The organism is Pseudomonas sp. RL_5y_Pfl2_73 (genome assembly GCF_963970515.1).
In the GTDB taxonomy this organism is placed as follows: Bacteria; Pseudomonadota; Gammaproteobacteria; order Pseudomonadales; family Pseudomonadaceae; genus Aquipseudomonas.
In genome coordinates, this window is the sequence record NZ_CAXAPD010000052.1 from 1 (window position 1) to 18443 (window position 18443).

The 18443-nt window shown below is 64.0% G+C and carries 1 protein-coding gene; it reads right to left on the reverse strand.

Annotated features, from left to right (window positions below; translation table 11 throughout):
- Positions 1-18443 (reverse strand): non-ribosomal peptide synthase/polyketide synthase (locus AACY42_RS27400; RefSeq protein WP_339483605.1); only part of this gene is annotated, 18443 nt, incomplete at both ends.

An 18443-nucleotide genomic window follows, 5' to 3' on the forward strand; every position in this document is an offset into this window, starting at 1 on the left:
GCGCCGGCCTTGAGAATGCCCAGCAGGCCCGCCACCATGTCCAGGCTGCGATCGGCACAGATCGCCACGCGGTCATCCGGGCGAATGCCCAGTTCCAATAGGCGATGAGCGACCTGGTTGGCGCGCGTATTCAATTGCGAGTAGCTCAACGCTGCCTCGCCAGAGACAACCGCGACGGCATCCGGACAGGCCGCGACCCGTATTTCGAACAAGCCGTGCAAGGTCAGGCCCTGCGGGTAATCGACCGCCGTGGCATTGAGCGTTTCCAACAGATGCCGGCGTTCGTTGTCAGCCAGCAGCGGAATCTGCGCCACGAGGGTCTGTTCATCAGCCACCATGGCCCGCAGCACGCCCTCCAGGTAACCGAGGTAGCGCTCCGCCATGGCAGGGTCGAACAGCGCCGTGGCGTATTCCAGCGAACCGAACAGGCGCCCATCGATCAGGGCCATGTCCAGCAACACGTCGAATTTCGCGGTGCGGCTGGTTGCGCCCAACCCTTGCAGCGACATATCGCCCAGTTCCAACCCCGTGGCTTCGCTGTTCTGCCAGGACAGCATGGCCTGGAACACCGGGCTATGGGACAGGCTGCGCAATGGCCGGACCACTTCCACCACTTGTTCGAATGGCAGGTCCTGGTGCGCCTGGGCGTCCAGGGTCCGAGCCCTCACGTGTTGCAACAAGGCTTGCACCGTCAGTCCGTCCGCCACATCGACGCGCAGCGCCAGCGTGTTGACGAACAGACCGATCAGGCCTTCGACTTCCGCTTGCATGCGGTTCGCCACCGGCGTACCGATGACCACGTCGTGCTGGCCGGACAGGCGACTGAGCACCGTGGCCCAGGCGGCCATGACCGTCATGAACAAGGTAGCGCCATGTCGCTGGCTCAACGCCTGGAGGCCTTGGGTCAGGGTTTCGTCGAGGACGATCCCCACCACCGCGCCGGCGTGATCTTGCTGCGCAGGCCGTGGCCGATCGGTTGGCAACGTCAACAAGGCTGGTGCGTCGGCCAGGGTCTGCTGCCAGAAGCGTTCCTGTTCGGCCAAGACTTCCCCGGTGAGCCAGCGCCGTTGCCAAAGGGCATAGTCCGCGTACTGAATCGGCAACGCCGGCAATGGATCGTCCTGGCCCTGACGGAACGCTTCGTACAGCACGCCCAATTCATGGGTCAGCAGATCGGCGGACCAGCCATCGGAGACGATATGGTGCAGGGTCACCAACAGCACGTGATCATCCTCCGCCATCCGCACCAGTCGGCCACGTACCAGCGGGCCATGGGCCAGGTCGAAGGCCTGGCGAGCCTCCTCCTCGGCCAGGACCAGCAGCTCGGTTTCGGCGTCCGCGCACCCTGCCAAGGCCTGCAACTGCAACGCGAAACCGACGTCGGCCGGGGCAATGCGCTGTTCTACTTCCTGCCCCTGCGCCTGCACAAAAGTGGTACGCAGGGCCTCGTGACGGGCGACGATACGATCCAGTGCGCGGGTGAGCGCCGACGTATCCAGCGCGCCTCGCAGGCGCAGGCCAGTGGGGATGTGATACGCCGCACTGGTCCCGTCCAGTTGCGCCAGGAACCAAAGGCGCTGCTGGGCGAAAGACAACGGCAACGCCTGTTCGCGGGACACCGGCACGATACCGGGTCGGGTGCTGTGTGCCGCCTGGGAGAGCACTTGGGCCAGCACATTCAATTGCGGTTGGGCAAAGACATCCCTCAGGTTCAGTTCCATGCCCAATTGCTCGCGTACCTGGGCGATCAAGCGCATCACCAGCAAGGAATGCCCCCCCAATTCGAAGAAATGGTCGTGGCGGCCCACCGACTCGACTTTGAGCAGGGTCTGCCAGATCTGCGCCAGGACGATTTCCGTGTTGCCCTGAGGCGCTTCATGGGTGCGGCTGGCGTACGCCTCGGCATCGGGCGCCGGCAGCGCCTGGCGGTCGAGCTTGCGGTTCGGCGTCAGCGGCAATGCGGCGAGGCTGACAAACGCGCCGGGCAGCATGTATTCGGCCAATTGCGTCGACAACTGCGCACGCAAGGTCGCCGCGTCCAGGCGTGTCCCGGCCTGCGGCACCACATAGGCCACCAGGCGTTTGTCGCCCGGGGTGTCTTCGCGCACGATCACCGCCGCTTCCTTGACCCCGGCACAGTCGCCCAGCCGGGCCTCGATCTCGCCCAGTTCGATACGGAACCCACGGACCTTGACTTGGAAGTCGTTGCGGCCCAGGTATTCGAGGCGTCCGTCCGGACGATAACGGGCCAAGTCACCGGTCTTGTACAGGCGCGCATCGGGCTGGTCGCTGAACGGATCGGCCAGGAAGCGTTCGGCGCTGATGGCGTCAAGGTTCAGGTAACCGCGCGCCACACCGTCACCACCGATGAAGATTTCCCCCATGACCCCGAACGGCACAGGCTGGCGGTGCGCATCAAGCAGGTAGATCCGGGTGTTGGCCATCGGCCTGCCAATGCAGGCGTTGCCGAGGATGCCATCGACCGCGTCATGCTCCATGTAGGCGGCCGTGCAGGACACCGTGGCCTCGGTCGGGCCATAGGTGTTGACCAACCGCGTATGGGCGGGACGAACCGCGTCCCATATCTGCAATTTCTGCGTCGACAAGGCATCACCGGTGACGTTGATCAGCCGCACGTCGCGCAAATGGTCCCGAGCCTGGGCCGGCGTGTTGTGCCATTCGGCCACGAGGGTATGCCAATGGGCCGCTGTCAGATGCAGGAACGTCGGGCGGATATCGCCATTTTGTTGCAACTCGGCACTGCCAAACAGCTGCCGGGTCGGCGCCAGGGTGGCACCGGCCAGCAGCGCCGGGAAGATTTCTTCCACCGACAGGTCGAAGTTCAGGGTGTTCTGTTGCAGCACCGTGTCCGCCGGTGTCAGGCCGAACAAGCGGACCGCATCGACGCAGTAGTTGACCAGGCCCCGGTGTTCGACCATCACCCCTTTGGGGTTGCCGGTGGAGCCCGAGGTGTAGATGACGTAGGCCAGGTGGCGCGCGCCCAGGGAGGCAACGAGCGGATTATCGTCACGACCGGCGGCGATGCCGCAACGCGCGCGCTCGGCGCGGTCGAGCAGCACCACCGGCACCGTCAACGCCGGCAGACGACCTAGCAGTTCATCTTGGCTCAGCAGTGCCACCGGGGCACTGTCGGCGAGCATGTAGGCCAAGCGTTCGGCTGGAAACGCCGGGTCGAGCGGCACGTAACCGGCACCGGCCTTGAGGATGGCCAACAGGCCAATGAGCATTTCGGCTCCGCGTTCAACACAGATCGCCACCCGGTCATCCGGGCGGATGCCCAGGCCGATCAGGTGATGAGCCATCTGGTTGGCCTGGTGGTTCAGTTCGGCGTAACTCAGTCGCTCATCACCGCACAAGACGGCGATGGCGTCCGGTCGAGCCTCGACCTGGGCTTCGAACAACTGATGGATGGTCTGCTCACGCGGGTTCGCTACCTGGGTAGCGTTAAGACAGGTCAGCAAATGCTCACGTTCGACATCGTCCAGCAGCGCAATCCGTTCGACCTGGACCTGGTCGTTGGCGACCATGGCCCGCAGAAGGCGCTCGAAGTAGCCGAGGTAACGCTGCACCGTACGTTTGTCGAACAACGCCGTGGCGTATTCAAGGGCACCAAACATCTGCCCCTGGATCTCGCCCAGCTCCAGGGACACGTCGAATTTGGCGACGTTGCTTGCCGCCCCCAGGCCTTCGAGTTTCAAGTCCCCCAACACCAGTTCGGTGTTGTCATGGGTCTGCCAGGACAGCATGGCCTGGAACAGCGGACTGTGGGCCAGGCTGCGCACCGGCTTGAGCACTTCCACCACTTGTTCGAATGGCAGGTCCTGATGCGCCTGGGCGCCCAGGGCCTGGACCTTGACCCGGGCCAACAGGGTTGCCACGGTTGGCGCCCCCGAGAGATCGATGCGCACGGCCAAGGTGTTGACGAAGAAACCGATCAGCCCTTCGACTTCCGAGCGCGTGCGGTTGGCCACCGGCGAGCCGATCACCACATCATCCTGGCCCGAAAGCCGGCTCAACAACGCGCCCCAGGCCGTCATCACGGTCATGTACAGCGTGACGCCATGGCGCTGGCTCAGGGCCTTGAGGTTCGCGGTCAAGTCGGCGTCGAAGACCACCGGCAATGTCGCCCCGGCATAGTCCTGTTGCGCAGGCCGCGCACGGTCGGTGGGCAGCATCAGCAACGCAGGCGCATCGGCCAGGGTTTGTCGCCAGTAATTGCTTTGGGTCTGCAGCACCTCGCCGCTCAACCAGCGACGTTGCCAAACCCCGTAGTCGCCGTACTGCACCGTCAGGGTCGGCAATGGATCATCCAGGTCATGACGGAACGCCTCATAAAGCGCCGCCAGTTCCTTGATCAACACGCCGATGGACCAGCCGTCCGACACGATGTGATGCATGGTTACCAGCAACACATGGTCCTCGCTGGCGAGGCGGATCAGGCGGCCGCGAATCAATGGGCCATGTTCCAGGCTGAAGGTGTCGGTGGCTTCCTCTGCTGCCAGCGCGTGCAGTTGGTCCTCGGCGTCGGCCTGGCCGGAGAAGTCATGTTGCAGCAGCGCGAAGCCGATCTCGGCGGGCATGATGCGCTGCCGAGGCTCTTCACCCTTGACCTGCACAAAGGTGGTCCGCAGGGCCTCGTGACGAGCAACGATGCGATCCAGCGCCCGCTGCAAGGCGCAGCGATCCAGCACCCCGCGCAGGCGCAGCCCGGCGGGCATGTGGTAGGCCGTGCTGGCCCCTTCCATCTGCGCCAGGAACCACAGGCGCTGCTGGGCGAACGACAGGGGCAGGTCGTCCTCTCGCGAAACCCGGACGATCTCCGGCAATGTGCTGCGCCCGGCCCGAGCCACTGCCTGCGCCAACCCCATCAGTTGAGGTTGGGCGAACAATTCGGTCAGGCCCAGCTCCACACCCAGGCGCAGACGCACCTGGGAAATCAATTGGATCGCCAGCAACGAATGCCCGCCCAGTTCGAAGAACTGATCATGGCGACCGACCTGTTGCAAGCCCAGCAAGTCTTGCCAGATCTGCGCCAGGGTGGTTTCGACCTCGCCTTGCGGGGCTTCGTAGCCACGGGAGATGACGGCATCCAGATCCGGTGCCGGCAGGGCCTTGCGGTCGAGCTTGCCGTTCGGCGTCAGGGGCAAGGCATCCAGACGCATGTAGGCGGTGGGCACCATATAGGCCGGCAGTTGCGCTTGCAGGTGCGTACGCAGGGTTTCGATGTCTATAGGTGAATGCTGGGTGAAGTAGGCCACCAGACGTTTGTCGCCCGGCACATCCTCACGGGCCAGGACCACGGTTTCGTTCAAGGCGTCGTGTTGCGCGAGCTTGGCTTCGATCTCGCCCAGTTCGATGCGGAAACCACGGATCTTCACCTGGTCGTCGTTGCGGCCCAGGTATTCGATGTTGCCGTCCGGCAGGTAGCGGCCCAGGTCGCCAGTGCGATACATGCGGGCGTTCGCAGCCGTGCTGAACGGGTCCTTGAGGAAGCGTTCAGCCGTCAGGTCGTCACGATTGAGATAACCGCGAGCGACCCCAGCGCCACCGATGTAAATTTCGCCCGGAACGCCCAGTGGCACCGGTTGTTTGTACTCATCCAACAGATAGAACTGGGTATTCGCCACCGGTTTACCAATGTGCGCGGCAAAACCATCCTCACGGGCCATCGACACCCAACTCGAATACGTCGTGGTTTCCGAAGGGCCATAGAGGTTGCACAGGCGCTTGACCTGGGTCTGTTCGAACAACGCTTCCACCAAGCTGCGCTTCAAGGCTTCACCGGCGACGTTCACCGTGTCGACGCCCTCGCCCAACCCGCCCGATTCCAGCAGCGCCTTGAGCGCCGACGGTACGGTGTTGATCAAGGTGATGTCGTGCTCGCCCTGCTGCAGTTCCAGCACATTAGTGACCACTTCGATGCTGCCGCCAGACGTCAGCGGCGCGAAGCATTCGTAGACGGCCAGGTCGAAGTTCAGCGAAGTGGAGAACAGGGTTTTAGCCAAGGTCTGCCAATCGAAAGAACGATGCGCCCAAGTCAGGAAGTTCACCGTGTTGCGGTGTTCGATCATCACGCCTTTAGGCTGGCCGGTCGAACCCGAGGTGTAGATCACGTAAGCCAGGTGCGACGAGACCAGGCCTGGAACCTGCGGATTGGGCGCCACCTCGTCCTGCCAGACGCCCTTGTCGAGGTCGATCACTGGCACCGACGTCTCGCCCGACAGATGGCGGGTGCTGCCTTGAACCAGGATCGCCGCCGGGGCACTGTCTTGCAACATGTAGGCAATCCGATCCAACGGATACGCCGGGTCCAGTGGCACATAACCGCCGCCGGCCTTGAGGATCGCCAGCAAGCCAACAACCATGTCGATGCCGCGCTCGACACAGATCGCCACCCGCGAATCGGGCTGCACGCCCTGCTTGCGCAGGTAATGGGCCAAGCGATTGGCGAGGCCGTTGAGCTCGCGATAATTGAGCTGTTGTCGGCCGTGACGCACCGCCACGGCATCCGGCGTGCGCTGCACCTGATCCTCGAACAACCCGTGGATGGTCTGCTCCCGCGGGTATTCGGCCTGGGTGGCATTGAAGTCCACCAGTAACCGCTCGCGCTCCGCCGCCGGCACGATCGACAGTTCCCGCAACGCCAGGTCTGGCGTGTGCTCCAACGCCGCCACCAGGCTGTCCAGCGCCGAGTGCATATACCCGCAGACACGCTGGGCCCCCACCGCGCTCACGACCTGGGCCGTAAGCCGGAAACCTTCGCCCAGATCGTCCACGTTAAGGCACAACGGATAGTTGGTGCGCTCTTCCATGCTCAGGGTCTGGATCCCGTGCCATGCCGAGATGGCCGTGTCGGACACCGCTTCAGCGGCACTGTGTCGATAGTTCAACAACGTGCTGAACAACGGCAGCGAGGCCGGTACGCCGCTGCAACGCTGCGCCAGGGACAGCGACGCGTGCTCGTGTCCGAGCAAGGCCGACAACCGGCCATGGGTCGCCCTGACACCGGCGCGGGCGCCTTGGGCGCCGACATTGACGCGCAATGGCAGCGTGTTGATGAACATGCCCAGGGCCCGATCGGCCCCGTCGCCGCCCTGCATCCGCCCCATCAGCACGGTGCCGAACACAACCTCTTCACGGCCCGAAACCCGCCCGACCACATGCCCCCAGGCCAGGTGGACCAGGCTTGCCGCGCTCACGCCGAGTTGACGGGCCTGGGTCCGCAGGCGCCGGGCCAGCGCGGCGTCTACGTCCTGATGCGCTTCTTCGATGCCGCTGCCGTCGCCCTGCACATCCTGTAGACCGAACGGCAGCGTCGGCTCATCGATATCGCCAAGCATCTCGCGGAAAAACCCTTCGTGCTGCTCACGACTGACCCCAAGACGCGCCTGGGCCACATGGTTGCGATACGGCACGGCAGGTGACAGCAAGTGCGCCTGGTCCAAGAGACTGGCTTGCATCTCATGCACCACGACTTCAAGCGCCGTGTGGTCCAACGCCATGTGATGGAACAGCAGCATGCCAACCCAGCGCTGATTCGCCACGTCCTGGGCATAGGCCAGGCGCATCAACGGAGCCTGGGCGATGTCGAGGCGGTAATGCCGCGGATCGAATCGTCCGTGCAGCTGCTGCACCACATCGCCCCCCGCCGGGTCCACCTCGACCTCTTCCAGGCCCAGGGTCGCGTGGTGCCATACCACTTGCACCGGTGCCGCCAGGCCTTGCCAGACCACGCTGGTGCGCAGGATATCGTTACGTGACACCACGCTCTGCAAGGCGTAGGCAAAGGCTTGCAGCCGTTCGCGGTTGTCAAAGCCGAACAGCACCTGCAATACGTAGGGATCGCCCTGCTCCGCGGCGAGGTGGTGATAGAGAATCCCTTCCTGCAACGGCGCCAGGGCATAGATGTCCTGCACATTCGCCACGCCACCCGGCACGGTGGCCACTATCCGGTCGATAGCGTCCTGGTCCAGATCGGCCAAGGGCAACATGTCCGGGGTGATTCGCGTGCAGCCGTCCGGGATCGCATTGTCCGGCACCACGACTTCCGTATGCCCACCCACCGCGGCCGCCAGGGCCGCCAGCGTCGGTTGACCGAACAGCACCCGCACATCGGCGGCCAGGTCGACCTGGCGCATGCGCTCGATCAGCTTCACCGCCAGCAGCGAATGGCCACCCAACTCGAAGAAGTTATCATGACGGCCGACCTGCTCGAGCTTGAGCAAGTCCTGCCAAATGCGGGCGATGGCCGTCTCGACCTGGCCTTGCGGGGCTTCGTATCCACGGCTGATCACGGCCGACTGATCCGGCGCCGGCAAGGCCTTGCGATCGAGTTTGCCGTTAGTGGTCAACGGGAACGCTTCAAGGATCACGAAGGCGCTGGGAACCATGTGCTCCGCCAGCGACCGCAACAACTGTGTACGCAGGTCGATCGCTGACGGTTGCGCACCTTGCGCAGCGATCACATAGGCCACCAGGCGCTTGTCACCCGGTTCGTCTTCACGAGCGATGACCACGGCCTCGCGGATACCCTCGCAGGCCGCCAGCGTCGCTTCGATCTCGCCCAGCTCGATCCGGAAACCACGGATCTTCACTTGGTCGTCATTGCGGCCCAGGTATTCGATGCTGCCGTCCGCCAACCAACGACCGAGGTCGCCGGTCCGGTACAAGCGCGCCCCTTCACGCCCGCTAAAGGTATCGTCGATAAAGCGTTCCTGGGTCAATTCCGGACGGTTCAGATAACCCCGGGCCACGCCCGCACCGCCCACGTACATCTCACCCACCACCCCCACCGGCACCGGCTCGCGCCGGGCGTCGAGCACGTACAGTTGCAGGTCGGGAATGCGCTTGCCGATCGGGCTCACTCCCGTCAACTGCGCATCGGCCGTTTCAAGCGGACGATAGGTCACGTGCACCGTCGTTTCGGTGATGCCGTACATGTTCACCAACTGCGTCCCAGCATTGGCGACACGGGCATACCAGGGCTTGAGCATCCCGGTTTCCAGCGCTTCACCGCCAAAGATCACCTGGCGCAGGCTGTGGCGCAGTTCGCTTTCGCCCTGGGCCGCAATCAACTGCCGGAAGGCGCTTGGCGTCTGGTTCAGTACGGTCACACCGGCCTCGCACAACAACGCATAACAGTCTTGCGGCGAGCGACTGACCAGTTGCGGCACCACCAACAGCCGACCGCCGTGGGTCAAGGCGCCCCAGATTTCCCAGACCGAGAAATCGAACGCGAAGGAATGGAACAGCGCCCAGACGTCTTGCGGACCAAACTCGAACCACGGTTGGGTCGCCGAAAACAGCCGTGCCACGTTGCGGTGTTCGACCATCACCCCTTTGGGCAGGCCGGTGGACCCCGAGGTGTAGATCACGTAGGCCAACTGCGACGACGTCAGGCCAGGCACTTGCGGGTTGGCGACGGATTCGTCCTGCCAGCCGCCGTCATCGAGTTGCAGCACCGGCACCGAGACGCCAGCCAACAACGGTTGCGTAGCGGCTTGGGCCAACAGCGCAACCGGCGTACTGTCACGCAGCATGTAGCCGATGCGTTCCGCCGGATAGGCCGGGTCCACCGGCACATAACCAGCGCCGGACTTCAGAATGCCCAGCAGGCCAACGATCATGTCCAGACCGCGCTCGACACAGATCGCCACCCGGTCATCCGGACGAATACCCAGTGCCAGCAGGCGATGAGCGACCTGGTTTGCCCGGGCGTTGAGTTCGCCGTAAGTCAGTGCCTGCTCCTCGAACACCACCGCCACCGCGTCGGGTTGCGTCGCGACCTGGGCCTCGAACTGGCGATGGATCAGCGCGTCATGGGCATAGGTCGCCTCTGTTGTATTCCAGGCTTCGAGCAATGCTCGGCGCTCGGCCGCTGGCAGCATCTTCAACCCGCTCAATGGGGCCAAGGGTGACTGTTCCAGCGCCTGCACCAGATTTTCCACGACACATTGCACGTAGCCGCACACACGCTCGGCGCCAATCGGCGCCTGAGCCATGACCGTCAGGTTGAAGCCCTCGCCCAAGTCATCCACCGACAACGTCAGCGGATAGTTGGTGCGCTCTTCACCTTCCAAAGTCTGGATACCGTCCCAGGCGGCGATGGCCTCGCTGGAAGCCGTCTGCGCACCGAGGTGGCGATAGTTGAGCAGCGCGCTGAACAGCGGCGCCGGCGCGGCTACGCCACTGCAGCGTTGCGCCAGGACCAGCGAGGCATGCTCGTGCCCCAGCAACGCGGTCAAGCGCGCATGGGTCGCCTTGACGGCAGCGCGCACACCGTGTGCGCCCAGACTCACCCGCAGCGGCAAGGTATTGATGAACATCCCCAGCGCACGGTCGGCCCCTTCACCACCCTGCATGCGCCCCAGCAACACCGTGCCGAAGACCACGTCGTCCTGGCCCGAGACGTTGCCCAGCACCTGCGCCCACGCCAGGTGATACAAGCTTGCCGCGCTGACGCCGAGCTGACGCGCCTGGATCCGCAGACGCTCACCCAGCCGGGCATCGACCGGTTGGCGGACTTCCTCGATACCGTGCCCGTCACCTTGCACGTCCTGCAGGCCGAAGGGCAGCGTCGGCTCGGTCACATCCCCCAGCATCTCGTGGAAGAAGGCCTCGTGCTCCTCGCGGCTAACCCCCAGCCGCGCCTGTGCCACGTAGTTTCGATACGGCACCGATGCCGCCAATTGCTCCCCCCGCCCGGCCATGTGCGCACCTATTTCTGCGGTGAGCATGCCCAGGGAGGTCGCGTCGTCGACCATGTGGTGGAACAGCAGCATGCCGACCCAGCGATTGTTCGCCACGTCCTGGGCATAACCGATCCGCATCATCGGCGCCTGGCGAATGTCCAGGCGGTGGTGACGCGGATCCAGGTGTTCGCGCAGTTGCTCGGCGATATCCCCCGCTGCCGCGTCCAAGGCGATTTCATCGAGGCCCAGTTGCGCCTCGCGCCAGACCACCTGGACCGGTTCCTCCAAGCCTTCCCAGACTACCCCGGTGCGCAGGATGTCATGCCGGGACACCACGCTTTGCAGAGCCTCGGCGAAAAGGTTCAAGTGGGCGCGGCTGTCGAAAGCGAAAAGCACGTATTGCAGATAGGGGTCGCCTTTGGCGGCCGCAAGGTGGTGATACAAGATCCCCTCCTGCAGCGGCGCCAGGGCATAGATGTCCTGCACATTGCCCACGCCACCCGGCACTGTCGCCACGACGCGGTCGATCTCGTCCTGGCTCAACGTGGCCAGGGGCAAAAGGTCTGGCGTGATCCGCGCACAATCGTCCGGGATACGGTTGGCCGGCACCTGGACTTCCTGGCTGCCGCCCACCGCACTGGCCAGCGCCGCCAGCGTCGGCTGGCCGAACAGCACGCGTACGTCGGCGGCGAGGTCGATCTGGCGCATGCGCTCGATCAATTTCACTGCCAGCAACGAATGACCGCCCATTTCAAAGAAATGATCGTGGCGGCCGACCCGTTCCACGTGCAGCAGGTCTTGCCAGATAGCGGCAATAGCGATCTCAACCTCGCCCTGAGGGGCTTCGTATTCACGGGTCACTACCGACGACTGGTCCGGCACCGGCAAGGCCTTGCGGTCCAGCTTGCCGTTGGTGGTCAACGGGAACACCGTCAACATCACGAATGCGCTGGGTACCATGTATTCGGCCAGCGAACCGAGCAGTTCATCGCGCAGTTCGGCCGCGGACGGCGGCTCGCCCTCCTCGGCAATCACATAGGCCACCAGGCGCTGATCGCCCGACGTATCCTGGCGCGCCACCACCACGGCTTCTCGCACACCGTTGCACGCGGCCAGCTTGGCTTCAATCTCGCCCAATTCGATACGGAAACCGCGGATTTTTACCTGGTCGTCGTTGCGCCCCAGATATTCGATACTGCCGTCCGCCAACCAGCGACCCAGGTCACCGGTCTTGTACATCCGCGCGTCCGGCTCGGGGTTGAACGGGTTGGCGAGGAAACGCTCGGCGGTCAACTCGTCACGGTTCAAGTAACCGCGACTGACACCTGCGCCACCCACGTACATCTCCCCCACCACCCCTACCGGTACAGGCTCGCGCTGAGTATCGAGTACGTACAGTTGCAGGTCGGGAATGCGCTTGCCAATCGGGCTGACACCGGCCAACTGCGCGTCGGCCGCTTCAAGCGGACGATAGGTCACATGCACCGTCGTTTCGGTGATGCCGTACATGTTCACCAGTTGCGTCCGGGCATTGGCCTGGCGGGCATACCACGGCTTGAGAATGCCGGTTTCCAGGGCTTCGCCACCGAAGATCACCTTGCGCAGGCTGTGGTTCAGGTCGCTTTCACCCTGGGCCGCAATCAGTTGGCGGAAAGCGCTCGGTGTCTGGTTGAGAATGGTGACGCCAGCGTCGCACAACAACGCGTAGCAGTACTGCGGTGAACGGCTGACCAGCTGTGGCACCACCAGCAAGCGACTGCCGTGGGTCAAGGCACCCCAGATTTCCCAGACCGAGAAGTCGAAGGCAAAGGAATGGAACAGCGCCCACACGTCCTGCGGGCCAAACTCGAACCACGGTTGGGTCGCCGAAAACAGCCGCGCGACGTTGCGGTGTTCGACCATCACGCCCTTGGGCAGGCCGGTGGAGCCGGAGGTGTAGATCACGTAGGCCAGGTGGCTGGCATTCAGGCCCGCCACGTCGGGATTGTGCCGCGGCTGCTGGCTCATTTCGCCGGCGTCGGTCGGGTCGAGCACCAAGGTGGGCACCGCCAATACCGGCAGGCTGTCGCGCCATTGCGACTGGGTCACCATCGCCACGGGACTGCTGTCATCCAGCATGTAGGCGATGCGCTCGGGTGGATAAGCCGGGTCCAGCGGTACATAGCCCGCACCGGCCTTGAGGATGCCCAGCAGGCCAACGATCATGTCCAGACCACGCTCGACACAAATTGCCACTCGGTCGTCCGGACGAACACCCTCGGCCACCAGGCTGTGGGCAAGTCGGTTGGCGCGGGCATTGAGTTCGCCGTAGGTCAATGCCTGGTCTTCATGCACGACGGCCACGGCGTCGGGTTGAGACGCGGCCCAACCCTCGACTTGCCGATGGATCAGGGTATCGTCGGCATACGTGGCGTCGGTGGCGTTCCAAGTTTCCAGCAATTGCCGACGCTCGGCCGATGGCAGGATCGCCAAGGCGTGCAACGGGGTTTGCGGTGCCTGCTCCAAGGCCACGACCAGGTTTTCCAAAGCCACCTGCATGTAATCGCAAATACGCTGCGCACCGATGGCCGTATCGACCATCGCGGTGAGGAAGAAGCCGTCACCCAGGTCATCGACATTGAGGGTCAACGGATAGTTGGTCCGCTCATTACCACGCAGCGCGTTGATCCCGCTCCACGCCGACAAGGCGTCCTGAGTCACCTGGACCGCACTGTGACGGTAATTGAGCAAGGCGCTGAACAGCGGCGTCGGCGCGACCACGCCACTGCAGCGTTGCGCCAGTGCCAGCGACGCATGTTCGTGGCCCAGCAACGCAGTCAGTCGCCCGTGAGTGGCCTTGACGCCGCTGCGCACATCCTGGGCGCCCACGTCCACCCGCAACGGCAGGGTGTTGATGAACATGCCCAAGGCACGGTCGGCGCCGTCGCCGCCCTGCATCCGACCTAACAGGACCGTACCGAACACCACCTCCTGCTTGCCGGATACCTTGCCCAACACCTGGGCCCAGGCCAGGTGCACCAGGCTGGCGGCACTCACTCCCAGGTGGCGTGCCTGTGTCCGCAGGCGCCCGGACAACGTCAGGTCCACCGACTGGCGAACTTCATCAATGCCGTGCCCCTCACCCTGCACGTCCTGCAAACCAAAGGGCAGTGTCGGCTCGTCGATATCGCCGAGCATGTCGCGGAAAAATGCTTCGTGTTCCTCTTCGCTCGCCCCCAGGCGGGCCTGGGCCACGTAGTTGCGATAAGGCATCGCTTCGCCCAACTGGCCGTCCTCGCCCAGCAGGTGCAGTTGCATCTCGTGCTGCATCACGTCCAGGGCGGTGTGGTCCAGGGCCAGGTGATGGAACAACAAAATCGCGACCCAGCGATCCTGGGCCTCATCCCGTGCGTAAGCCAGGTGCAACAGCGGCGCCCGGCCCAAATCCAGGCGACTGTGCCGCGCATCAAAACGGCTGGCCAGTTGCGTGACAACGTCGCCAGCCGTGGTATCGGCAACAATGCACTGCGGCTCCAGCACCACTTGGCGCCAGACCACCTGCACCGGCTCATCCAACCCTTCCCAGACCACACTGGTGCGCAAGATGTCGTGGCGATCGATCACCACTTGCAGCGCGCCGATGAACGCGTCGAGGCGTTCCCGGTTGTCGAAGGCGAACTGGGTTTGCAGCACGTAGGGGTCGCCCTGTTCGGCGGCCAAGTGGTGATACAGAATCCCTTCCTGCAACGGTGCCAGGGGGTAGATATCCTGCACGTTGCGTGCGCCGCCTGGCACCGTGGCGACGATCTGGTCGAGGGTGTCCTGGGACAGGTTGACCAGCGGCAACAGTTCGGGGGTGATGCGGTCGCAATCCAAGGGAATCAAGTTCGCTGGGGCACTCACTTCCCTGCCGCTGCCAATCGCTGCGGCCAGTGCGACCAGGGTCGGTTGGCTGAACAGCACGCGCACGTCGGCGCTCAAGCCAGCCTGGCGCATGCGTTCGATCAGCGTCACCGCCAGCAGCGAATGGCCGCCCAGTTCGAAGAAGTGATCGTGACGACCCACCTGCTCGACCTTGAGCACATCTGCCCAGATTCGCGCCAGGGTCTGTTCGACTTCGCCTTGTGGTGCTTCATATTCGCGAGAGGCATAGGCCTCGGCATCCGGCGCCGGGAGCTCACGGCGATCCAGCTTGCCGTTGGCGGTCAGCGGGAAGGCTGGCAGCACCATGAAGGCGCTGGGCAGCATGTAGTCGGCCAGCACGCTCGACAACTGCTCGCGCAATTCACGTACCGACAAGGTCACGCCCGGTTCGGCAATCACATAACCTACCAGGCGCTTGGGACCGGCATCGTCTTGCCGCGCCAGCACGACCGCGTCTTTCACGCCTGGGCATTGGCCCAAGCGGGCTTCGATCTCGCCCAATTCGATACGGAACCCACGGATCTTCACTTGGTCGTCGTTACGGCCCAGGTAATCCACCGCGCCATCCGCGCGCCAGCGGGCCAGGTCGCCAGTGCGGTAGAGCAAGGCATCTGGATCGGCACTGAACGGGTCGGTGACGAACTTCTCGGCGGTCAGCTCAGGGCGATTCAAATAGCCTTTCGCCACGCCGTCGCCACCGATGTACAACTCGCCGGCCACGCCGATGAGGACGGGTTGCTGGTTGGCATCCAGCACATAGACGCGGGTGTTGCCAATCGGACGACCAATCGGGATACCGCCCTCGCCCACCTGCTTGATTTCGTAGGTGGTGGTGAAGGTGGTGGCCTCGGTTGGGCCGTAGCCGTTGAGCAAGTGAGCCGGCGCGCCTTCCTTCAGAACGCGACCGATCACCGCCGGGTCGAGCACATCGCCGCCGACGATCAGGTAGCGCAGTTGGGCGAACACCGGCATCAGCCCGGCGGCGTATTGGTGGAACAGCCCGGCGGTCATCCACAACACGCTGACCGATTGCTCTTGCAGCAAGGCCGCAAAACGTTCTTGCGTCAGCAGCACGTCCTGATCGACCACTACCACGCAACCGCCATTGAGCAACGGTGCCCAGACGTCGAGAGTGCTGGCGTCGAAGGCCGGGTTTGAGGCAAAGGCGACCCGATCCTGGGCGTTAAAATCGGCGTAGCCGTTGTTGATCACCAGTCGGTTGATCGCCCGGTGCGGCACCAACACGCCTTTCGGCGTACCGGTGGAACCGGAGGTGTACATGATGTAGGCCACCGATTCGCTGCTTTGTATCAGTCTCAGGTCGTGATCCGCCTCGTTATCCAGGACCACGGTGTCCAGATCCACACGGGCCGTCCCCTCTGGTGCCGTCATCGTGCTCAGTGTCAGAAGCGTCCGGACACCGCTGTCGCGCACCATGAAGGCCTGCCGTTCCGGCGGTGCGCTGACGTCCAGCGGCACGTAGACTGCGGCGCACTTGAGAACCGCCAGTTGGCTGACCAGCAGCTCGATGGAGCGTTCCAGCACAATCGCTACACGATCACCCGGTTGCACACCCAGTCCGATCAAATGGCGGGCCAGGCAATTGGCCCGGCGGTTCAACTCGGCGTACGTCAGGCCATGCCCGTTGTGCACAACCGCCGTTGCCTCCGGACGTTCCTTGGCCTGGGCTTCGAACAGGCCATGGACGGTCCTGTCCTGGGGATAGCTGCGGGTGGTGGCGTTGAAATCCACCAGCAATTGCCGACGCTCGGCCGACGGCAGGATCGACAGGCTGTTCAACGGCGTCTGCGGTGCCTGTTCCAGCGCATCCACCAGGCGCTCCAGGGCAATGCCCATGTAAACACATATCCGCTGCGCACCAATCTGCGGCACCGCCAGCGCGGATAGGCGGAAATCTTCGCCCAGGTCGTCCACCGACAACGTCAGCGGGTAGTTGGTGCGTTCTTCGTTGCTCAGCAGTTGGATGCCGTCCCAGGCCGCCAAGGCTTCGCTCGAGGCAACACCGACGGCGCTGTGCCGGTAATTGAGCAAGGCGCTGAACAACGGCAGCGGCGCGGCCACGGCGCTGCAACGCTGGGCCAGGGCCAACGAAGCGTGTTCGTGGCCCAACAGACCGGTCAGGCGCGCGTGGGTGGCTTTCACCCCGTCACGCACGCCTTGGGTTCCAACCCCTACCCGCAACGGCAAGGTATTGATGAACATGCCCAGGGCCCGGTCGGCGCCATCACCGCCCTGCATCCGCCCCATCAGCACGGTGCCGAACACCACGTCCTGCTTGTCGGACACTTGCCCCAGCACCTGCGCCCAGGCCAAGTGATGCAGGCTCGCGGCGCTCACGCCCAACTGCCGGGCCTGGGCCCGCAAACGGCGGCTCAGGTCGGCAGGCAGGCTCAGTCCGGCCTCCTCGATATCGCTGCCATCGCCACGGACGTCCAGCAGACCGAACGGCAATGTCGGTTCGTCGACATCACTCAACATGTCACTGAAGAACCCTTCGTGCTCCGCGCGGCTCACGCCCAAGCGGGCCTGGGCCACGTAATTGCGGAACGGCACCGCTTCGCCCAACTGCTCGGCCTGGCCCAGCAGATGCGCTTGCATCTCGTGTTGCACCACTTCCAGCGCCGTGTGATCGAGGGCCATGTGATGAAACAGCAGCATCGCCACCCAGCGCTGATTCGCCGGATCGTGGGCATATGCGATGCGCATCAACGGTGCCTGTTGCATGTCCAGGCGGTAATGCAATGTGTCGAATCGCTCGCGAAACTGTTCGGCGATATCGCCTGCTTCGGCGCTCAGCACCAGCTCTTCCACCGCCAGTTGCGCCTTGCGCCAGACCACTTGCACCGGCTCATCCAGGCCTTCCCAGACCACCGAGGTGCGCAGGATGTCATGGCGATCGATGACGCCTTGCAGGGCTAGGGCAAACGCCTCCAGCCGCTCGCGGTCCGCGACGATGAACGTGGCCTGCAACACATAGGGATCGCCCGTGTGCGCGGCGATGTGGTGATAGAGAATGCCCTCCTGCAACGGCGCCAACGGGTAAATATCCTGCACGTTGCACGCACCGCCCGGCACCGTTTCCACGATGCGATCGATGTCCAACTGGTCCAGCGCCACCAAGGGCAGCATCGACGGCGTGATCCGGGTACAGCCCAGCAAGATGCCGTTGTCCGGTACCACGACCTCGCCGCCACTGCCGACTGCGGCGGCCAGCGCGGCGAGGGTTGGCTGGCTGAACAGCACCCGCACGTCCGCCGACAAGCCGAGCTGGCGCATCCGGCCAATCAGGCTGACGGCCAGCAGCGAATGCCCGCCCAGTTCGAAGAAATGATCGTGGCGGCCGACGCGTTCGACCTTGAGCAAGTCTTGCCAGAGCTGCGCCAGGGTGGTTTCGACCTCGCCTTGCGGGGCTTCGTAGCCACGGGAGATGACGGCATCCAGCTCCGGTGCCGGCAGGGCCTTGCGGTCGAGCTTGCCGTTGGGGGTCAGCGGCAGCGCATCGAGGCGTACGTAGGCGGCGGGCACCATGTAATCCGGCAGTTGCGCTTGCAGGTGCGCGCGCAGGGCTTCGATTGCTACTGCTGTGTCCAGTGAGTGTTGGGTGAAATAGGCCACCAGGCGCTTGTCGCCCGGTATGTCTTCACGGGCCAGGACCACAGTTTCTTTCAGCGTTTCGTGGCGGGCGAGCTTGGCTTCGATCTCGCCCAGCTCGATGCGGAAACCACGGATCTTCACCTGGTCGTCGTTGCGGCCCAGGTATTCGATGTTGCCGTCCGGCAGGTAGCGGCCCAGGTCGCCAGTGCGATA